Genomic DNA, 19737 nt, shown 5'->3' with positions numbered 1-19737 from the left:
CGCCGTGCGACGTGCAGCAGCGCAGCGGCCTTTCTGCGTCACCACAGGCGCGACGGTGGAGCGGACGAGCGGCCCGCCGGAGCGGCCGCCAAGAGTCTGGCGCAGGCGGGCCGCTCGTCTGCGGGGCGCTGCGATGGCAACAATCACTCTGCGATGGCGGTGCAACCCGGCTGCCGCCAATGTGCAGCTCCACCGCTCAATGTGGAGCGTTACCCTGCTCTGCGACGGCCTTTTCCAGTATCCGCCGATAGCCGATCTTGGTCATCCATTTCGCGCGGGCAAGGTGGCTTTCCCAGCAGCGCCGCGTCCGCGCCAGATCGGATGCGGGGTCACGATGCAGCACGATCCATGCAACCTCGGTCCAGTTCGCACCCTCCGCATCGGCGTCCAGCAGGCGCAGATAGGTGACATGATGCTGCTCGTCGTAGGCGGTGATGGTGTCGCCGGTCGGTGCTTCGTCGTCCACATCGGGGTCGAGTTCGATTGTCGGTTTCATGCGCTGGCGCTCCCTTCGTCATGAAGATCGTGCGCGCGCTTTCGTGCCGACTGTCGCGTCTCGAATATCTCCCGGTCAGCAGTAATCGCGTTCGACGATCCGCTGACAACCTTACGCCACAATGCTGAATTTGTCGCGCTGTTCATTCGGTCGCGCAAAAGGAAAGGCCCGGCAAACCTGCCGGGCCTCTGTCGTTGCACCAATGAAAGCCGCCTCAAACCTCCACAGTCAGCAAATGTCTGCCTCGGTCAAAACCTGCCGCGAGGCAGGGTTTCAGACGCGCCCAGAAGGGCAGTCGAAACCCATGCCAATGAAAGGAACGAGCCATGACCGGCAACGCAAACACCCCTCGCAATCTCATCATCAACGCCGATTGCATCGACGCCATGCGGTCTTTCGACCGGGGAGCGGTGGACCTCATTCTGACCGATCCGCCCTATGTGACCAACTTCCGCGACCGGCAGGGCCGCACCGTTGCCAATGACGACAACGGCCGCTGGCTTCGCCCCGCCTTCAACCAGATGCACCGTGTCTTGAAGGATGGCGGTTTTGCCGTTTCCTTCTACGGCTGGAACAAGGTTGACCTGTTCATGGAGGCATGGAAAGCGGCAGGGTTCCGTGTCGTCGGGCATCTGGTGTTCCGCAAGCGTTATGCTTCATCGGCGCGCTTCCTGCGCTATGAGCACGAACAGGCTTATTTGCTGGCAAAGGGCAATGTTTCCCTGCCCGAGCATCCCATCCCCGACGTTCTGGACTTTCCCTATACCGGCAACAAACTGCACCCGACGCAAAAGCCCGTCGAGGCATTGCGCCCGCTGATCGAGGCTTTCACGAAGCCGGGCGATCTGGTGCTGGACCCGTTTTGCGGTTCCGGTTCCACCCCGACAGCAGCGCAGCAGCTTGGCCGCGACTGGATCGGCATAGAGCTGGACAGCAACCATTCCCGCACGGCCAGCAAGCGTCTCGCATCCCTGCAACGTCACCGGGCGGCGGCATAAGCCGCCCCTTCGCCGGCGCCCGTCAGCGCGGCGGGCGCCGCTGTCCCAGCTTTGCACGAAAGGATTTCAATATGCGCTGGATTGTTACGGTTGACCATCATGGTGGCTGCATCGGCCTGGGCGAAGATGCGAACGGCGCTCCCGTTCGCGGAATCCCTGAACAGGGTGAGGCCCTGCCGATGGAGTTCCGGCTTTATGATGCAAGCGGCGATCTTCTCTTCGAGGGCCGTTGCGGCGACATTGACGCCGACTGGTGGCATGGCTTCGAGCCGCTGAATTACTTATGGCAGCCATTCCGTTGCCGCCGCCTTTCGTATCGGCGGGCAGGAACGGACGAGATGTGGCGCTGGCTTCGCCCATGAGGCAACCACACGGCTGAAATCGTCGCCGCCGATCCCCGCCGGATCGGCGGTCGTCGCGCGTCCCGAGGACCGCGCGACCAGGAAAATCGCGCTCGCCGGGCGGCGCCCGGCTCGCCGATCACAATGCGCGCATTGTGAAAAGCAATAGAATCATACGGGTTGCTGTAAGAGCAAGCTCTGTCCGTTTCCTCTGGTCACCAACGTCAAGAACGACTAAAATAGTCGTAGTTTTGGCGTGCGCTGATGTCGGTGTGGGAGGTGATCATGCATGATCACCGCCCGACAATCACGGGCCGCGCGCGCGTTGCTGGGTTGGACGCAGGAGACGCTCGCCGACAAGGCCCAGGTATCGCTGACCGCGCTCAAGCGCCTCGAATCCGAAAACGGACTGGAGGTGTATGAAACGACGCGCGATCAGGTGCGCAGGGCGCTCGAAGGCGCGGGCATCGTCCTGCTTTCGACCGAGCGAGGTCAGGGAGTGCTGCTCGTCAATGATCGCGGAGAAAAGCTGCGCTGATCTGTTCCGCCCGGAAGATGTCGTTTCAGCATCGCGCGATGCTGCGGCAGGAGGCTCCATGTTCTGTCGATTCTGCGACAATAGGCTTTCACGGCCCGGCTTGCGGAAGATGGAGGTGGCATATGACACCGGCGTTTGAGGATATGGCCCCGGACAGCGCGGACCTGACCGATTACGACCGCGCGCATATCAAGCTTTACATGCGTCTGCTCGACGCCGCGGCGGATGGCGCGGACTGGCGGGAGGCCGTGGAGGTGCTGTTCGGCATCGACCCGATCCGGGAGCCGACGCGTGCGCGCAAGGTGCATGAAAGCCACCTGGCGCGTGCCCGATGGATGACGCATACCGGCTACCGGCACCTTTTGCGCGACGCTTCCGACTGACCGCCCGGCCGAGACTTTTCAGTTGCCCGCAATGCCGCGCCGGCATCGGGCGATGCCGGTGAACCGGCTTCCTTCAACTGTCGATCACTGGAATCAATCTTCGCTCGACTTGCGCGTTATCTGCGAGGAGTTGAGCCATGAGGCCGGATACTTCCAGTTGGCGGATTCATGAGGGTTATGACTATTTCGACGGCCTGCCTGTCGAAGGTCTTGCCTGGGAATGCTTGCGCCGTCAGGAACCCTACCAGGCGCATTACCGCAGGCTCGTGACGGCCGGCGCCGAAGCGGTCGCGCTTTCAACGGAGGCGGAAAGCCGGTGGGGGCTGCGATTTCGCCGCGCGACCGAGTCTCTCCGCCATCACGCAGGATGTTCTCTGGTCTCCCGTCATCGTCCCGGCGATCATCACCCTCATGGCCGCGCCGGCCCATCTTGCCGAAATTGCTCAACCGCTGTCTGACGATCCGGGCGTCCTGCATGATGGTCCCGAAGGGGCTTACGCGATCTATCGTGACACCTGGACCCAGTTGCTTCTGCTTCCCGGCGCCGATCCGCGCGGCAGGTTGGTTGCCGTGATCCCTCTCGACCCGGAAATGCCCGGTCGCCTTGAGGCCCTTACCCGCTTGTGGCGTTCGCTTCACGGTCGGCCCGTGCCTGCCGACACACGCATGACGCCGCTGCAACGCCGCCGCCTGCGTCTCATGCTTCAGGCTGTCGACGGCCATACCAACGGCGCCAGCTACCGCGACATTGCGATCGCCCTCTATGGCGAGCGGCGCGTCGCCGCCGAGCCATGGAAAACGTCACCCCTGCGCGATTCCGTCATCGGGCTGGTCAAGGGCGGTCTGGCCGTCATCGGCGGCGGTTATCTCAACCTGCTTCGTCATCGCCGCCGACCATAGCCGTTTTCGGCCTTGGGGTGGGGATTTCAGGCCCCGAAAGTTCCCCATCCCTCCTGACGGCCTTTCTTCGCCACCGTGGTCGCCATCCGCCGCTGAACCGAAGCGGCGGCCTTCAACCCCACGGAGGCCCGATCCATGCGACCTGACGCCGTCATTCTGCCGCCGCGCTTCCTGCGCACCAAGGAAGCCGCCGAGTTTCTCAGCCTTTCCGCCCGCACGCTCGAAAAACACCGCACCTACGGGACCGGCCCCGCTTACCACAAGCTGGGTGGCCGCGTGGTTTACGGGATCGACGATCTCGAAGCCTGGGCTGCGCGCGGCGCCGTCACCTCGACCTCCGACCCACGCGGGCGGGTGTTGCCGGCGAAACGCCAGACATTGCCCGCCGTGCCGCAACCTGGCCGCTACGCGCGCTGATCGCGGGCGGTTTCCCGAATGACGGCGCGGCATCGTCCATCTTCGGCGCAGGGGCAGCTTGATCTGTTCCGGGCGCTCCCCGGCGATTTCGCGCCACGAGACGCGCAGGATCTCATGGCCTATCCGTTTTTCTCCCTTTCCAAATCCCGCCGCATCGCGCCGATCGATTTCCGCGTCGGCGATGTGTCGATCCGGGTCGAGGCCGTGCCCGACCATGGCATGGCGACGATCTGGGACGCCGACATCCTCATCTGGGCCGCGAGCCAGATCGTCGAGGCGCGTGACGCAGGCTTGCGCACCTCGCCGTTCATGGCGGCGACGCTCTATGAAATTCTCCGGTTTGTTGGTCGCGGCACCTCGGCGCGCGATTACCAGCGGTTGAAGGCGGCGCTCGACCGGCTCCAGTCCACCACCGTCGCGACCAGCATCCGCCAGACCGTGGAGGGGCGCCGTCATCGCTTCTCCTGGATCAACGAATGGAAGGAGCGCACCGACCGCCACGGCAAGGCCGACGGGATCGAGATGATCGTGCCCGACTGGTTCTATCGTGCGGTTCTCGACGACGCGCTGGTGCTGACCATCGACAGGGCCTATTTCGGCCTGACGGGCGGTCTGGAACGCTGGCTCTACCGGATCGTGCGCAAGCATGGCGGACGTCAGCCCCGAGGCTGGCGTTTCGACTTCCGCCACCTTCACCTGAAATCCGGCAGCCTTTCCCCGTTCAAACGCTTCGCCTTCGAGCTGCGCGACATCATCAGCCGCCAGCCGTTGCCGGGTTACGCGCTGTTCCTCGAAATCGAGGTCGGCGGTCGGGCGCTGCTCGCCTTCGAGCCGAAGCCGCCCTGTGGAAAAGCTGTGAATGGCGTCGTGCCTTCAGGAACCCGGAGAGACGTGCCATCGGGAACCGGGGTCGCGTGCTATCGGGAACCAAAACAGGGTGTAAACTACGGTGATAAAACAGGAAATCGCGCCCTTAACTTAGAGTCTAACATTGAATCTAACCCTGAAGAGCGCGCGCGTGATGTGGAAAACCTCATCCGGCAGGCCGCCAGAAGCCTCGGCACTGCATCGAACAGGATCGTCACGGCGCACGGGCGCAAGCCTGAAGGAGGGGGGCGATGACCACGTCTCCTCACATCCCGCAGGGCGACCAGAACCCTTCCGCGTCTCTCAAGGATAATCTCACCCATGTCGAACTGACGTGGATCAAGAAGAAGATCGAGTTCTGGATCAGGTTTGGTCCCGAGGCCGAAGAACAGATACTCGATCGCCGTCGCCGTGTGGTTTCGTTCCGGCCGGACAGCGTGTTCGCCTTCGTGCGCTGGGCCGCCAACGACCATGGCACGATCATTTCCTGGATCGACATCGTGCGCGCGGTGGTGGCGGGAGAGCCTTATCAGACCTTGCCGTTCGTCCGGCCCGGCGGCGAAATTCTGCTGCGCGTCACCGGCTGGCCGAAGGTCGAACAGGTGCTCACCGCGATCGATGCGATCGAGGCCCTCGGCATTGAAGCGATCGAGGTGGCGCCGGATCATTGGCGGCACCTGCACAATCGCCTTGCCGTCAATGAACCCTTCCGCGCCTATTCGCGCGAACAGCACCGCGCTTGGCTGCGTCGCCGCGAGGTGACGACATGATGCGCGCGCTCGATCTGTTCAGCGCGGCGGCCGGAGGCTGGTCGCTCGGCCTGCATCGCGCCGGTTTCCTCACCATCGCCGCCTGCGAAATCGTCGAATGGCGGCGCATCCTTTATTGAAAAACCTTGCAGCGACCTATCGCAATCCTTTCGAACAACGCATGTTCAGTCAGTTGATGCGGTTTTCTGTCCTTTCCGATGTCGTCACCGACAAGGATCAGATCGACCGGTTCTTCGAACATAACAAGCAGGAAACGCAAATCAGGAGAATGCCACTTTTCTGGTTGCAATGGCACATGGCCAAATGTGTGGCAGGCGATCTTCCCGTCGCCGAGAAGCTACTCGAACAGGGATATCGTGAAGCCAACGAGTTCGAACGCCGTACCGGAAAAACTTTCGACCGACGCCAACTCGACGACCGGCGCTCAAAATTTCTGATGTTGCGGGCAGAAAAGACCAAGCGCACCGGGGCCGATCTGTTCAGGGATTTCAAGGAAGCAATTGAGCTTACTAACAAGATCCTTCGCCAGAATGACCCGCAGCATTATCCATTCGAGACAATTGCAGAGGTCGTGCAAGCATATCGCGTGGTGGGTCACCACTTGGACCATGGGCTTAAAGCACTGATCGATAACTGGCTGGATCAGCTCGTAATCTATGCTCACAAGCGAATCGGCGTGCTTGCCTCAGCATATCAAAGGGATAAAGCTCAATCGGCGCTCGATAATGTTGGCTCTTGATGGTCAGAGAGCGGATGTGAATTGGCACGAGATTTTGTCTTCATCTACGATTGGAGTCCGCTCCACGGTAATCTGAAATCTGTTTTGGGCCAACTCTTGTTGAAGGGCTGACCACAACCATCCCTCCAATAAAGCGGTCTTCGCGCCAGCCGCAGAGAACGACTGCTTACCGCCCAAAACGTCGATTCGTTTTACTATAGTGGTCGTTTCTGATGCTCACTGAGGAGCATCTTTCAGATTCTGTGACCCAGTATATCCTCCGCCGTTCTCCTGTATTTGCGCGCTACACTACTACTACGACAAAAACCTGTTGAACCGACCCAAAATCAGGTTCTTTTAATCATCCCCGTCAGGGGGCCGTTTGTCGCGTCCCCGCCGAAACGGGGACGATATGGCGACCACGCACCTCAAACCGGAGGCGATCCAGCGCGGCGCGCGCATGTTGCGCACGGCGCTCGGGACTTCCATCGCCCGGTTTCTGGAAGACGCCGGCATCGTCGAGGTGATGCTGAACCCGGATGGCCGGGTGTGGATCGACCGCCTCGCTGAAGGCTTGGCCGATACCGGCGAAGTGCTGTCGGCCTCTGATGGCGAGCGCATCATCCGGCTGGTCGCCCACCATGTCGGCGCGGAAGTTCATGCCCGCAGCCCGCGTGTCTCGGCCGAACTGCCCGAAACCGGCGAGCGGTTCGAGGGCCTGTTGCCGCCCGTCGTAGCCGCCCCTGCCTTCGCCATCCGTAAGCCCGCCGTCGCGGTGTTCACCCTCGACGATTACGTCGCGGCCGGCATCATGTCCGCCGGCCAGGCGCAGGTGCTTCGCGAAGCCGTTGCGTCCCGCGCCAATATCCTTGTCGCGGGCGGCACGTCCACCGGCAAGACCACGCTGACCAATGCACTGCTCGCCGAGGTGGCGAAGACGCAGGATCGCGTCGTCATCATCGAGGATACGCGCGAGCTGCAATGCGCCGCGCCCAACCTCGTCGCCATGCGCACCAAGGACGGAGTGGCGACGCTATCGGATCTCGTCCGCTCGTCGCTGCGCCCGCGCCCCGACCGTATCCCCATCGGCGAGGTGCGCGGATCGGAAGCCCTCGACCTGCTCAAGGCGTGGGGCACGGGACATCCCGGCGGCATCGGAACCATTCATGCCGGTAGCGCGCTCGGCGCGTTGCGCCGTCTCGAACAGCTCATCCAGGAAGCCGTCGTCACGGTCCCGCGCGCCCTGATCGCCGAAACCATCGACCTCGTGGCCGTCCTGTCCGGGCGCGGTTCCGCGCGCCGGCTGGCCGAACTCGCGCGTGTCGAGGGCCTCGGTCCCGACGGCGACTACCGCGTCACCCCAGCAACTACCTCAAAAGGAAAAGCCCAATGATCCGAACCCTCTCGCGCGGCTGCCAGACCATGGCGACGGCCGCGACCGCCATGACCGTCAGCCTCATGCTCGCCCCGGCGGCCCATGCCTCGGGCTCGTCGATGCCGTGGGAAGCGCCGCTCCAGAGCATCCTTCAGTCGATCGAGGGGCCGGTCGCCAAGATCGTCGCGGTTATCATCATCATCGTGACGGGCCTGACTCTGGCATTCGGCGACTCGTCGGGCGGCTTTCGCAGACTGATCCAGATCGTGTTCGGCCTGTCGATCGCCTTCGCAGCATCGAGCTTCTTCCTGTCGTTCTTCTCCTTCGGCGGCGGGGCGCTGGTCTGATGGCGGCGATCCTCCAGCAGCTCGACGAGGTGCCGGGCTTCGTCGTCCCGGTTCACCGGGCGCTGACCGAGCATATCCTGCTCGGCGGCGCTCCGCGCTCCATCGCCATCATGAACGGCACACTGGCCGGGGCCGTGGGCCTCGGCCTGCGCCTCTGGCTGGTCGGCCTCGCCATCTTCGCCATCGGCCATCTCGCCGCCGTCTGGGCGGCGAAGCGCGATCCGCTCTTCGTCGAAGTCGGCCGGCGGCATCTGCGCATTCCCGGCCATCTGTCAGTTTGAGGGCGCGCGCATGATGAACCTCGCCGAATATCGCAATCGCAATGCCAGACTGGCCGATTATCTGCCCTGGGCGGCGCTGGTCGGCCAAGGCGTCGTGCTCAACAAGGATGGCTCGTTCCAGCGCACGGCACAGTTTCGCGGTCCCGATCTGGATTCCGCCGTTGCCGCCGAACTGGTCGCGGTCGCCGGGCGGCTGAACAATGCGTTCCGCAGATTGGGGAGCGGCTGGGCGATCTTCGTCGAGGCGCAGCGCTTCGAGGCCGCCACCTATCCCGACAGTCGGTTTCCCGATCCGGCTTCCGCCCTGCTCGACGCCGAGCGCAAGGCCGGGTTCGAGGAAGCGGGCACGCATTTCATCTCCGGCTATTTCCTGACCATCGCCTGGCTGCCGCCGGCCGAGGACGCCGCGCGCGCCGAGACCTGGCTCTACGAGGGCCGCGAGCAATCGGGCGTCGACCCGCATGAAGTCTTGCGCGGTTTTGTCGACCGCTCTGACCGGATGCTGGCGCTTCTCGACGGCTTCATGCCTGAGTGCCGCTGGCTCGATGATGCCGAGACGCTGACCTATCTGCACTCGACCGTCTCGACCACCCGCCATCGCGTGCGTGTGCCCGAGATGCCGATGCACCTCGATGCGCTGCTGGCCGACCGGCCTCTGACCGGCGGGCTGGAGCCGCGCCTGGGTGAGGCGCATCTGCGAATACTCACGATCGTCGGTTTTCCGACCGCCACCACGCCGGGGATTCTCGATGAGCTGAACCGGCTCGCCTTTCCCTATCGCTGGTCGACGCGGGCAATCCTGCTCGACAAGACCGACGCCACGAAGCTGCTGACGCGCATCCGCCGCCAGTGGTTTGCGAAGCGGAAGTCGATCGCGGCCATCCTGAAAGAGGTGATGACCAACGAGGCAAGTGCCTTGGTGGACACCGACGCGGCGAACAAGGCCCAGGACGCGGACCTCGCGCTTCAGGAACTGGGCGCGGACTATGCCGGACAGGCTTACGTCACGGCGACCGTCACCGTCTGGGATGAAGATCCACGCATCGCCAACGAGAAACTTCGCCTCTTCGAGAAGGTCATCCAGGGCCGTGACTTCACCTGCATGGTCGAGACCATCAATGCGGTGGACGCCTGGCTCGGATCGTTGCCCGGCCATGTCTATGCCAATGTCCGGCAGCCGCCGATCTCGACGCTCAATCTCGCCCACATGATCCCCCTCAGCGCCGTGTGGGCGGGGCCGGAACGGGACGAGCATTTCGGTGCGCCCTCCTTGCTTTACGGCAAGACCGAAGGCTCGACCCCGTTCCGGGTTTCCTTGCATGTCGGGGATGTGGGCCATACCCTCGTCGTCGGCCCGACCGGCGCCGGCAAGTCCGTGCTGCTGGCGCTCATGGCCTTGCAGTTCCGCCGATATGCCGACAGCCAGGTCTTCGCCTTCGACTTCGGCGGCTCGATCCGCGCGGCATCGCTCGCCATGGGTGGCGACTGGCACGACCTCGGCGGCGGACTGACCGAAGGGTCCGACGCCTCGGTCTCGCTCCAGCCGCTCGCCCGCATCGACGATACCTATGAACGCGCCTGGGCCGCCGACTGGATCGTCGCCATCCTGATGCGCGAGGGCGTGACGATCACGCCGGAGGTCAAGGAGTATCTTTGGACGGCGCTGACCTCGCTGGCGTCCGCGCCGGTCGAGGAACGCACCATCACCGGCTTGAGCGTGCTGCTCCAGTCGAATGACTTGAAGCAGGCATTGCGGCCCTATTGCGTCGGTGGTCCCTATGGCCGGCTGCTCGACGCCGAGACCGAGCATCTTGGCGGGGCTTCGGTGCAGGCGTTCGAGACCGAGGGGCTGATCGGAACCGGCGCCGCGCCGGCCGTGCTCAGCTATCTCTTCCATCGCATCGGCGACCGGCTCGATGGGCGGCCCACCTTGCTGATCGTCGATGAAGGTTGGCTGGCGCTCGACGATGAGGGTTTCGCGGGTCAGCTCCGCGAATGGCTGAAGACGTTGAGGAAAAAGAACGCCAGCGTCATCTTCGCCACGCAAAGTCTCAGCGACATCGATGGCAGCGCCATCGCGCCGGCGATTATCGAAAGCTGCCCGACGCGGCTGCTCCTGCCGAATGAACGAGCGATCGAGCCGCAGATCACGGCCATCTATCGCCGCTTCGGCTTGAACGACCGCCAGATCGAAATCCTCGCGCGGGCCACGCCCAAGCGCGACTATTACTGCCAGTCGCGTCGCGGCAACCGCCTGTTCGAGCTGGGTCTCAGCGAAGTGGGCCTCGCGCTCTGCGCCGCATCGTCCAAATCCGACCAGACCGCCATCGAGCGCATCGTCGCCGAGCATGGTCGCGACGGCTTTCTCTCCGCCTGGCTGCGCCACCGCGGTGTCGATTGGGCGGCCGACCTCATCCCCGACCTCAGCAACCTGGAGACACAATCATGAAAACCCGTCGCACCCGCGCGGCGCTCGTCGCCGCGACCGTCCTCGCGTTCCCCGCAGCCCTCGCGCCGGTGTTCGCGCCGCCCGCCGCCGCCCAATGGACCGTCTTCGATCCGAGCAACTATGCGCAGAACGTGCTCACAGCCGCACGCACGCTGCAACAGATCAACAACCAGATCACCTCACTTCAGAACGAGGCGCAGTCACTCATCAACCAGGCCCGCAATCTGGCGAGCCTGCCCTATAGCTCGCTCCAGCAGCTTCAGCAGAACGTCCAGCGCACCCAGAACCTCTTACAGCAGGCGCAGAACATCGCCTTCGAGGTCAGCCAGATCGACCAGGCGTTCCAGAGCCGATACGGCAATATCTCCCTGTCGGCGACCGACCAGCAGCTCGTGGCCGACGCCCGCACCCGCTGGCAGAACACGGTCGGCGGCCTTCAGGACGCCATGCGTGTGCAGGCCGGCGTCGTCGGCAACATCGACAGCAACCGCACCGAACTGTCGGCGCTGGTCGGTCAGAGCCAGAACGCCACGGGCGCGCTGCAAGCCACCCAGGCCGGCAACCAGCTCCTCGCGCTCCAGGCGCAGCAGCTTTCGGATCTCATCGCGCTACTCGCCGCCAACGGCCGCGCCACGGCGCTGACCGAAGCCGAGCGGGCGACGGCCGCCGAGCAGGGCCGCGTCCAGCGCGAGCGGTTCCTGACGCCCGGTTCCGGCTACCAGCCGGGCAACGCGCGGATGTTCCCCGGCGGCAATTGAGGACATCGCTCATGGACACCAAGCTGCTGGCCCGTCTGGGCGCCATCGTCTTTGTCGCCATCGCCATCACGGCGACGGCGATCGAGATGACGCGCAAGGAAGAGCCGCCGGTCAGGACCGCGCCGGCGCTCCAGCCCCCGGCCGATCCGTTGCGCGCGTCCTTGCGCCGGTGCCAGCAGCTTGGACAGAGGGCGGTCGATGATCCCGACTGCCTCGCGGCCTGGGCGCAATCGCGCGACCGTTTCCTTGGCCGCACATCGGCGCCTGCCGCCCCGCAAATCAACGAAGGACCATGACCCATGGGCGGCGCCGGCGTCATCGACAATTTCCTCTCCGTCTTCACCAGCTATATCGACAGTGGCTTCGGCCTGTTGGGCGGAGAAGTGGCGTTCATCGCCACCACTCTGATCGTCATCGACGTAACCTTGGCCGCCCTGTTCTGGGCCTGGGGCGCCGATGACGACATCATGGCGAGGCTCATCAAGAAGACCCTTTTCATCGGGGTCTTCGCCTACATCATCGGCAACTGGAACAATCTCGCCCGCATCATCTTCGAGAGCTTCGCCGGTCTCGGCCTGAAAGGTTCCGGCACCAGCTTCACCGTCGCCGACCTGATGCGCCCCGGCAAGGTGGCGCAGGTCGGTCTCGACGCCGGTCGGCCACTGCTCGAATCCATCTCCGACCTGATGGGCTGGATCGCGTTCTTCGAGAACTTCATCCAGATCGCCTGCCTGCTGTTCGCCTGGGCGCTCGTCATCCTCGCCTTCTTCATTTTGAGCGTCCAACTGTTTGTGACGTTGATCGAGTTCAAACTGACCACCTTGGCCGGGTTTGTCTTGATCCCCTTCGGCCTGTTCGGGAAAACAGCCTTCATGGCGGAGCGGGTGCTGGGGAACGTCATCTCCTCCGGCATCAAAGTCCTGGTCCTGGCCGTCATCATCGGCATCGGTTCGACGCTGTTCTCGCAGTTCACCGCCGGTTTTGGAGGCACAACCCCGACAATCGACGATGCGATGGCGATCGTGTTGGCGGCGCTGTCGCTTCTGGGATTGGGGATATTCGGCCCCGGTATCGCGTCCGGCATCGTCTCCGGCGGGCCGCAGCTCAGCGCGGGCGCCGCCGTGGGCACCGGCCTTGCGGTTGGCGGTGCGGCCCTCGCCGCAGGCGGTGGCGCGGCTCTGGCCCTGAAGGGTGGTGCGGCTGCACTTGGCGCCGGAGTCGCAACTGTGCGTGGTGGAGCCGCCGCAGCCGGTGCGGCTTCGACCGCCTATAGCATGGGTTCCATGGGCCAGTCCGGCGCCGCCGGTGTCGCCTCCGGCCTCGGCGGCGTGGGCCGCGCGGCCGGCTCCGCCGCGATCTCGCCGCTCAAGCGCGCGGCCTCAAAGGCTTCGGAAAGCGTCAAGTCCAGCTTCTCCGATGGCGCCAGGGCCGGTTTCCGCGCCACCGGCGGCACCTCGACCATGGGCACGGTCAGCGGTGAGGCTGGCGCAGCCGCGTCATCGCCGGCCGCCGCGACCGATGGCCCGCCCGCCTGGGCGCAGAGGATGCGGCGCAGCCAGGCCATCAGTCACGGCGTCAGTTCCGCCGCCCATGCCGTGCGCTCTGGCGACGGCCATGGTTCCGGCTCTTCCGTCAATCTTTCAGAGGGGGATCGCTCATGAGCTTCTTCAAACGACCCGCCGCGCATTACGGCAAGACTCCACAACCCGAAACGCCTTACCAAAAGGCCACGCAGGTCTGGGACGAGCGCATCGGTTCCGCCCGCGTGCAGGCGAAAAACTGGCGGCTGATGGCCTTCGGTTCGCTGATCCTGTCGGCGGGTTTCGCTGCAGCGCTGGTCTGGCAGTCGGCGCGCGGCACCGTCGTGCCCTGGGTGGTGCAAGTCGATCGGCTCGGCCAGGCGCAGACGGTCGCGCCGGCGACGGCCGATTATCGTCCGACCGATCCGCAGATCGCTTTCCACCTCGGCCGCTTCATCGAGCAGGTCCGCGCCATCCCGGCCGACGCCATCATCGTCCGCCAGAACTGGCTGCGCGCCTATGAATGGACGACCGATCGCGGTGCGGCGGCGCTCAACGATTATGCGCGATCGAACGATCCGTTCACCAGGGTCGGCCGCCAGCAGGTTGCCGTCGAGGTGTCGAGCGTCATCCGCGCCTCGCCGGACTCGTTCAGGGTCGCCTGGGTCGAGCGACATTATGAGAACGGTCAGCTCTCCACCACCGAGCGCTGGACCGCGATCCTGACGATTGTCGTCCAGACGCCGCGCGACGCCGAACGGCTGCGCGCCAACCCGCTCGGCATCTACGTCAATGCCATCAACTGGTCGCGGGAGTTGGGACAATGATAGCGATTGTCCGTAAACCCGTCTTTGCGGCTTTGCTGCTTTCCGGGCTCTCGCTGGCCGGCTGCGCGACCTACAAGCCGCCCGAGATCAGCTATGACGCCGACGTCCCGCCCTTGCCGGCGGTGCCCACCGCCGTCACCGAAGATCAGCCGCGACCGCTGCATACGCCGCCAGCCTGGACGGTCGCGCGCGGCGGCACCGCTGCCGGGACACCGACCGGCCGCGTCACCAACGCCAACGCCGCCGCCCGCGTCGAGCCGCGACGCGAGGGCTATTACAACTCGATCCAGATTTATCCCTGGTCGGAGGGCGCGCTTTATCAGGTCTATGCCGCCCCCGGCCAGATCACCAATATCGCGCTGGAGCCGGGCGAGAGCCTGACCGGCGCCGGGCCGATCGCCGCGGGCGATACGAGCCGCTGGATTATCGGCGACACCGAGAGCGGATCGGGCGCAACCCGGCGTGTGCATGTGCTGGTCAAGCCCAGCCGCGCCGACATCTCCACCAACCTGGTCATCACTACCGACCGGCGCATCTACATGATCGAGCTGCGCGCCGGCGACAGCCCCTACATGCCCGCCGTCGCCTGGGCCTATCCGACGCCGCCGGCGAGCCAGCGGCAGACCGTGCCCGCCACGCCAATCATCCCGGCCGCTTCCGCTCGCAACTATCGCTATGGGCTGACGGGCGACAATCCGCCGTGGAAGCCGGTCGCGATCTATGACGATGGCCGCCGCGTCTATATCGAGTTCCCACGCGGAATCGCACAGGGCGAGATGCCGCCGCTGTTCGTCATCGGCGCCGATGGCGAGGCGCAGATCGTCAACAGCCGCATTCACCAGCATATCCTGATCGTCGACCGCATCTTCGCCGCCGCCGAGCTGCGCCTGGGCAGCGGCCAGCGCCAGCAGACTGTCAGGATCGTCCGCACCGACGGGAGGCCCGCGTCATGAGCGATACCGACAAGAAAAACGACGACGACATCGCCCTGACCGGCGCTCCCGACACGGCCGCGCCCATGCGGCTGCGCGCCGAGTCGCCGCGGGTGACGCGGCTGTCGCGCAAGATGCTCGCCAGCCTTGGCGTCGTCGCCTCGCTCGGCGTCGGCGGGGCGCTGATCTACGCGCTCCAGACTCGTGAGGCGGGACCGGGCGGGCAGGAACTTTATTCGACCGAGAACCGGCCTACGGCCGATGGCCTCGCCGGCCTGCCGCGCGACTACACCGGGCCGGTGCTGGGGCCGCCGCTGCCCGGCGATCTCGGCCGCCCGATCCTCGACGCCCAGAACCGCGGCCAGCCGGTCGCACCGCCGCCCGTGGCCACACCGGCCGTCGATCAGGCTGAACAGCGCCGGCTCGCCGAGGAAGAAGCCGCACGGCTGAGCCGCGTCTTCTTCCAGACCGCGCCCGGCGGCAGCCTAGGGGCCACGGCCGCACCCGGCGGCGCGACGCCCAATCTCACCGGCCTCGGACTGCCCGGCCAGCCGGGCACACCCACGGCGCAGGATCGGCAGGCAGCGTTTCTCAACGCGGCCGCGGATCGCCGCACGGTCGCGCCCGATCGCGTCATGGCGCCGGCTTCGCCCTATGTTCTTCAGGCGGGCGCGGTCATCCCGGCCGCGCTCATCACCGGCATCCGCTCCGATCTTCCGGGCCAGATCACCGCCCAGGTCACGGAACATATCTACGACAGCCCGACCGGCCGCATCCTGCTCGTTCCCCAAGGCACCCGCATCATCGGCGAATACAGCAACGATGTCGGCTTCGGGCAGCGTCGTGTGCTGCTCGTCTGGACCCGGCTGATCTTCCCCAATGGCCACTCCATCGTTCTCGAGCGCCAGCCCGGCGCCGACACGCAAGGCTATGCCGGCCTTCAGGATGGCGTCGATTATCACTGGTGGGATCTCGCTAGGGCCGCCGGCCTGTCGACGCTGCTCGCGGTCGGGGCGGAACTGGCCGTCGACGACGATGACTGGCTCCTGCGCGCCATCCGGCGCGGCGGACAAGACACCGTCAACGATGCTGGCCAGGAGATCGTCCGCCGTCAGCTCAACGTCGCCTCGACGCTGACCATCCGGACGGGCTTCCCGGTCAGGGTCATTGTGACGCGGGATTTGATCCTCGAACCCTACGGAGGCTGACATGGCGAAGTTGAAGCTCGGGCCACTGGCCGACGACAAGCCTGTGAAGGTAACGGTGGAACTGTCCGCCGCGCTGCACCGCGATCTGACGGCCTATGCCGAAGTGTTGGCCTGCGAGAGCCGCCAGCCCGCCGCTGATCCCGTCAGGCTGATTGTGCCGATGCTGGAGCGATTCATCGCCACCGATCGCGGCTTCGCCAGGGCGCGGCGTGAGATGCAGGTTGCGTCGAAAACCGGCCAGCCGGGCGATCTATGATTTGCGCGCTTGCGCTTTCGCCATGCTGAGCAATCGCCGGAAGGCGGGATTATCGTTCCTGGGCGACCACACCGCGCTGAAGGGCAGCACCTCACCGACGATGGGCCGGTAGCAGATGCCGGGGAAATGCGCGGCGGTCGTCGCCTCACTCGTCACCGTTAGGCCCCGACCGAGCGCGACAAGTGGCAGCAAATTGTCCTGCCCGATATATTGCACTTGAATCTCCGGCTGGCAGCCGGGTCCGGCCAAGCGTTGTACCAGATAGTCGTGAATTTCGCGCCCGGACGCCGTTTCGCTGACGATGAAGGCTTCGTTGGACAGGTTGTCCCAGTCCAATACCTCTTTCGCGGTAAGAGAGTGGGCTTCCGGCAGGACAACAAACATCCGCTCCGACCACAGATGCGCAGTGTCGCAATCCAGCCAGTCGCGCGTGCCGGTGACGAACGCCACGTCGAGCTGGAAGTCTCGGATCGCGGCGACGTGCTCAGCGGGATCACCATCGACGAGTTCGATGCAGATGGATCGCGAGCCGCTGAAATCACGCAGCAGCTTGGCGAGGAAGCCGGAAGCAAGCGACGACAGGATGCCTATTCTGAGGCAACCTTGGTCGGCACGTCCTATCGCCGCGACGTCGGCTGCGCCCTCGCTAAGGTGCCTGAGCGTTCTGCGGGCTCTTGGCAGGAAACGTTTGCCGGCGAAGGTGAGGCGAACCCCGCCGCTGTGTCGATGAAAAAGCGACGCGCCGATCCGGTCCTCAAGATCATGGATGCGGCGACTGAGTGCGGATTGCTGGATGCCGAGCGCCGCACCCGCCTTGCGGAAGCTTCCATGCTCGGCCGCTGTCACGAAATAGCGCAGATGACGAAGCTCGATGAAAGGAAGCGTGCTCCCCAGCCAGGAGCTATGATCAGAATTTGGAAATGTCTGGTCATGTTCCAGCATCCGCCGACACCTTTATGTCGGTGGGAAGCGCGGCAGTGCATGCTCTGCCCGTTCGACCAGAACATGCCCCGCGGGCCGCCGGCGCGGCGTGAGATCGAGAGCGACGTGCGAGACGCCTTCGTCCTGCTGCCGCTTCCAAAGCTCGGTCAGTGCTTCGCGATCAGTGCACGTGCCTTTGTCCGGCCAGCCAGCCGCCTTAAACCTTGGTGCTGGCAGCACTACAATTCCCCTGTGAGGAATTGGGCTTTGCCATGACCGAAGCTCCAGTCCGCATCGCTGTTCTCGACACAGGAAATCACGACATCTTCCGGTGGAACGCTGCAACGCTCTTCGAGTGACTGGACAAGGTTTCGGTAAAAGCTCTGCTTTTCTTCCTCGCTTCGTCGGCGAGTTGTCATGTGAATTAAAACAGTCTTGTGGGAGCGCTCGAACCCGAGGCCGGTATCCTCAAGGATCATTCGCCCAGCATCATGTTCCGTCAGCACCTGATAGCGATCCCGGTCTGGAACACGAAACGACAACACCATCGCGTCGTGGATAGCTTGGAGGAGCGTTTTCAACTCTTCCTCTGAACGCCCCTTGATGACGTCAATTCTGAGTAACGGCATAATTTTCCTCGCAAATTCCAATGTATCGTATCATTCGCCCCGACCAAGGATGACGGCTCGCGGCGGCTCCTGGTCGATGTTGCGCGCCAGCAGTGCCGCTTCGTCGCTTCCGTGGGCGACGACTTCGGCGCCTGAAGGGCCGAGTGTCTGTTCGGCGACGATGCTGTAAACCGTGCTGATGCCTACAAACCGAAACCAGGCGTCGAGATAGGGCTTCTCCAGCCCAAAGGCGTCGTCGGGCGTCTGGGAGCCGGACCCATAGCCCAGCCCGCGCGTATAGATCGCCACAGCCCGGCGACCGCCGAGCATCCCGCCCAAGCCACGCTCATCGAAGGTGAATAGAATCCCTTTATGCGAAATGGCGTCGATCAGATGCTTGAGTTTGTAGGGGATTCCAAAGTTCCACAGCGGCACGCTGAACAGCAGCGTATTCGCACGGTGAAACCGTTCGGCGAGCTTCCTGATCTGATCCCAGGCGGCTTCCTGCTCGGGCGTCAGGGCCTCGCCTGCAAGCCCTGCGTATTTGGCGGCCAGCAAGTCCCCATCGACTTCCGGCAGTTCGCATTCCCATGGATCGAGACGATCGACCTCAATCGCCTTCCTTTCGGCAAGCGCGGTCAGGAAGGTTTCGGCAAACCGGGCGGAGACAGACCGCTCGCCTCTGGGTGAGGCAGAGATGTGAAGAACGCGCTCAACCATGGCGCTTCTCCCGAACGATGGTCGGAAATTCATGGGGCGGTTTGGGCTGGAAAGGCATTTTGACTTCCTGAATCAAAGAGATGGTCGGAACGCTCGCTTCCTCGAAAGCGGGCGCGGGAAAGCTCGCGAGCACCGGGAGGGGAGACGGCGCGATAGCCGGAAGTGGCACTGTCATATATCATTTAATGCTGATAACGATGGAAATGATATTTTATCGCCTTATTAAGTGTGATATGTCATTAATCTATGTTCGACACCACTCTCTTGCGTAGCCTGCTTGCCGTTGCTGATACGGGGGGATTCACCCGTGCAGCGGAGCGGCTGAACCTTACCCAATCGGCGATCAGCGCCCACATTCGCCGGCTTGAGGTGGAAGCTGGCCATAAATTGCTGGAGCGGACCACGCGGTCGGTTTCCTTGACACCGGAGGGCGCGCGCCTGGCTGGCTATGCTCGAACCATTCTCGCACTCCATGATGATGCGCGCGCGAGCCTTGGCGCGAGGCGGCGGCTGTCTGGCTCGGTTTCCGTGGGGATGAGCGAAGAAATGGCGAAGACCGCGGTGATCGACTGTCTGCGGCGGTTCTCGACCGCGCATATAGAAGTCGAGGTCGGCTTGAAGATTGGCCTGACGGGCGAATTGCTCTCCCAGATGCAGTCCGGCGAAGTCGACATTGTGCTGGGGAGCCGATGCAACGGCGATGAGCGGGGCGAATTGCTATGGTCGGAGCCAATGGTCTGGGCTGCGGGGCCGGTCTTCACCCCGGACGATGATGTCTCCGCGCCGCTGCCGCTGGCCGTGTTTCCCGATTCCTGTCCGTATCGCGCAGCGGCGATCGAGGCCCTGGCGCGTGCTGGACGACGCTGGCGTATCGCGTGTCAAAGCCCGAGTGCCGAAGGACTAACAATTGCCGTCACGGGCGGACTTGGCATCACCCCTATTACCCGTTCCGTCGCCGTTGCGGCCGGTCTTACCGAGATCACAACCCTGCCAGAACTGCCCGACGCGCAGTTTCTGCTGATGACGGGGCCAAAGCCAAGGCGCATTGCGACCGCGCTCATAAGCGAACTGCGCAAATGTGCTTCGAGGCGCGCTGCTTGATCGATC

General features: G+C 64.1%; 26 protein-coding genes and 1 pseudogene. 23 read left to right on the top strand and 4 right to left on the bottom strand.

Features of this window, described 5'->3' with window-relative positions:
* Positions 1-196 precede the first annotated feature (196 nt).
* A complete protein-coding gene (locus L6Q21_RS14965) occupies positions 197-496 on the bottom strand; it encodes a DNA -binding domain-containing protein (protein ID WP_237831560.1) in 300 nt (99 codons plus the stop codon).
* Between the two features lie 359 nt (positions 497-855).
* On the opposite strand from L6Q21_RS14965, the gene L6Q21_RS14960 reads away from it, so the two are divergent.
* From L6Q21_RS14960 to L6Q21_RS14865, 22 genes and pseudogenes are all read left to right on the top strand, one after another.
* Positions 856-1494, top strand: coding sequence for a DNA methyltransferase (locus L6Q21_RS14960; RefSeq protein WP_418895832.1), 639 nt, complete (start codon positions 856-858; stop codon positions 1492-1494).
* Positions 1495-1565: 71 nt separating this feature from the next.
* Positions 1566-1856, top strand: coding sequence for a hypothetical protein (locus L6Q21_RS14955; RefSeq protein WP_237831559.1), 291 nt, complete (start codon positions 1566-1568; stop codon positions 1854-1856).
* A gap of 268 nt (positions 1857-2124) precedes the next feature.
* Positions 2125-2373 (top strand): helix-turn-helix domain-containing protein, encoded by a 249-nt coding sequence (locus L6Q21_RS14950; protein WP_237831558.1) that lies wholly within the window; start codon positions 2125-2127, stop codon positions 2371-2373.
* Between the two features lie 122 nt (positions 2374-2495).
* The gene (locus tag L6Q21_RS14945; RefSeq protein ID WP_237831557.1) at positions 2496-2756 is read left to right on the top strand and encodes a DNA -binding domain-containing protein; all 261 of its coding nucleotides are present in this window, start codon (positions 2496-2498) and stop codon (positions 2754-2756) included.
* 137 nt (positions 2757-2893) lie between these two features.
* On the top strand, positions 2894-3214 hold the full coding sequence (locus L6Q21_RS18260) for a transcriptional regulator domain-containing protein (RefSeq protein ID WP_418895830.1): 321 nt from the start codon (positions 2894-2896) through the stop codon (positions 3212-3214).
* Positions 3168-3656 (top strand): DUF2285 domain-containing protein, encoded by a 489-nt coding sequence (locus L6Q21_RS14940; RefSeq protein WP_237831556.1) that lies wholly within the window; start codon positions 3168-3170, stop codon positions 3654-3656. The genes L6Q21_RS18260 and L6Q21_RS14940 overlap by 47 nt, the downstream gene beginning before the upstream one ends.
* Before the next feature lie 135 nt (positions 3657-3791).
* Positions 3792-4073 (top strand): helix-turn-helix transcriptional regulator, encoded by a 282-nt coding sequence (locus L6Q21_RS14935; protein WP_237831555.1) that lies wholly within the window; start codon positions 3792-3794, stop codon positions 4071-4073.
* Positions 4074-4091: 18 nt separating this feature from the next.
* A pseudogene (locus L6Q21_RS14930) lies at positions 4092-4913 on the top strand (replication initiator protein A); the annotation flags it as partial.
* Between the two features lie 278 nt (positions 4914-5191).
* Complete coding sequence (locus L6Q21_RS14925; RefSeq protein ID WP_237831553.1) at positions 5192-5710, top strand: DUF2840 domain-containing protein; 519 nt, start codon at positions 5192-5194, stop codon at positions 5708-5710.
* Positions 5707-5829, top strand: a complete 123-nt coding sequence (locus tag L6Q21_RS18035) for a hypothetical protein (protein WP_255696929.1) — start codon at positions 5707-5709, stop codon at positions 5827-5829. Before L6Q21_RS14925 ends, L6Q21_RS18035 begins: the two co-directional genes overlap by 4 nt.
* Positions 5808-6449 carry a hypothetical protein gene (locus L6Q21_RS14920; protein WP_237831552.1) on the top strand — a complete coding sequence of 214 codons (642 nt, stop codon included), beginning with the start codon at positions 5808-5810 and terminating at the stop codon, positions 6447-6449. The genes L6Q21_RS18035 and L6Q21_RS14920 overlap by 22 nt, the downstream gene beginning before the upstream one ends.
* Before the next feature lie 391 nt (positions 6450-6840).
* Positions 6841-7821 carry a P-type conjugative transfer ATPase TrbB gene (trbB, locus tag L6Q21_RS14915; RefSeq protein WP_237831551.1) on the top strand — a complete coding sequence of 327 codons (981 nt, stop codon included), beginning with the start codon at positions 6841-6843 and terminating at the stop codon, positions 7819-7821.
* On the top strand, positions 7818-8150 hold the full coding sequence (locus L6Q21_RS14910) for a TrbC/VirB2 family type IV secretion system protein (protein WP_237831550.1): 333 nt from the start codon (positions 7818-7820) through the stop codon (positions 8148-8150). Before trbB ends, L6Q21_RS14910 begins: the two co-directional genes overlap by 4 nt.
* Positions 8150-8431 (top strand): VirB3 family type IV secretion system protein, encoded by a 282-nt coding sequence (locus L6Q21_RS14905; protein WP_237831549.1) that lies wholly within the window; start codon positions 8150-8152, stop codon positions 8429-8431. Before L6Q21_RS14910 ends, L6Q21_RS14905 begins: the two co-directional genes overlap by 1 nt.
* A gap of 10 nt (positions 8432-8441) precedes the next feature.
* Positions 8442-10880, top strand: a complete 2439-nt coding sequence (gene trbE / locus L6Q21_RS14900; RefSeq protein ID WP_237831548.1) for a conjugal transfer protein TrbE — start codon at positions 8442-8444, stop codon at positions 10878-10880.
* Positions 10877-11638: a P-type conjugative transfer protein TrbJ gene (gene trbJ / locus L6Q21_RS14895; RefSeq protein ID WP_237831547.1), complete on the top strand. Its 762-nt coding sequence runs from the start codon at positions 10877-10879 to the stop codon at positions 11636-11638. Before trbE ends, trbJ begins: the two co-directional genes overlap by 4 nt.
* An 11-nt stretch (positions 11639-11649) precedes the next feature.
* Complete coding sequence (gene trbK-alt, locus L6Q21_RS14890) at positions 11650-11934, top strand: putative entry exclusion protein TrbK-alt (RefSeq protein WP_237831546.1); 285 nt, start codon at positions 11650-11652, stop codon at positions 11932-11934.
* A 3-nt stretch (positions 11935-11937) separates the two neighbouring features.
* Positions 11938-13299 carry a P-type conjugative transfer protein TrbL gene (gene trbL / locus L6Q21_RS14885; protein WP_237831545.1) on the top strand — a complete coding sequence of 454 codons (1362 nt, stop codon included), beginning with the start codon at positions 11938-11940 and terminating at the stop codon, positions 13297-13299.
* Positions 13296-13985: a conjugal transfer protein TrbF gene (gene trbF / locus L6Q21_RS14880; RefSeq protein WP_237831544.1), complete on the top strand. Its 690-nt coding sequence runs from the start codon at positions 13296-13298 to the stop codon at positions 13983-13985. The genes trbL and trbF overlap by 4 nt, the downstream gene beginning before the upstream one ends.
* Positions 13982-14938, top strand: a complete 957-nt coding sequence (trbG, locus tag L6Q21_RS14875; RefSeq protein ID WP_237831543.1) for a P-type conjugative transfer protein TrbG — start codon at positions 13982-13984, stop codon at positions 14936-14938. Before trbF ends, trbG begins: the two co-directional genes overlap by 4 nt.
* 65 nt (positions 14939-15003) lie before the next feature.
* A complete protein-coding gene (locus L6Q21_RS14870; RefSeq protein ID WP_237831602.1) occupies positions 15004-16125 on the top strand; it encodes a TraB/TrbI/VirB10 family type IV secretion system protein in 1122 nt (373 codons plus the stop codon).
* 1 nt (position 16126) lies between these two features.
* Entirely contained in the window at positions 16127-16381 is a 255-nt protein-coding gene (locus L6Q21_RS14865; RefSeq protein ID WP_237831542.1) for a DUF2274 domain-containing protein, read from the top strand.
* On the opposite strand, the gene L6Q21_RS14860 is transcribed toward L6Q21_RS14865, so the two are convergent.
* The 3 genes from L6Q21_RS14860 to L6Q21_RS14850 form a co-directional block, all read right to left on the bottom strand.
* Entirely contained in the window at positions 16376-17323 is a 948-nt protein-coding gene (locus L6Q21_RS14860; RefSeq protein ID WP_237831541.1) for a LysR family transcriptional regulator, read from the bottom strand. The two genes, L6Q21_RS14865 and L6Q21_RS14860, sit on opposite strands and share 6 nt — an antisense overlap.
* 218 nt (positions 17324-17541) lie before the next feature.
* Positions 17542-17931: a tautomerase family protein gene (locus tag L6Q21_RS14855; protein ID WP_237831540.1), complete on the bottom strand. Its 390-nt coding sequence runs from the start codon at positions 17929-17931 to the stop codon at positions 17542-17544.
* Between the two features lie 30 nt (positions 17932-17961).
* Positions 17962-18630 (bottom strand): FMN-dependent NADH-azoreductase, encoded by a 669-nt coding sequence (locus L6Q21_RS14850; RefSeq protein ID WP_237831539.1) that lies wholly within the window; start codon positions 18628-18630, stop codon positions 17962-17964.
* A gap of 246 nt (positions 18631-18876) precedes the next feature.
* Between L6Q21_RS14850 and L6Q21_RS14845 the strand changes: the two genes are divergently transcribed.
* Complete coding sequence (locus tag L6Q21_RS14845) at positions 18877-19731, top strand: LysR family transcriptional regulator (protein WP_237831538.1); 855 nt, start codon at positions 18877-18879, stop codon at positions 19729-19731.
* The last annotated feature ends 6 nt before the right edge of the window (positions 19732-19737 follow it).

Source organism: Sandaracinobacteroides sayramensis (assembly GCF_022014495.1).
Classification (GTDB): domain Bacteria; phylum Pseudomonadota; class Alphaproteobacteria; order Sphingomonadales; family Sphingomonadaceae; genus Sandaracinobacteroides; species Sandaracinobacteroides sayramense.
This window is presented reverse-complemented; position numbering and strand designations above follow the sequence as displayed.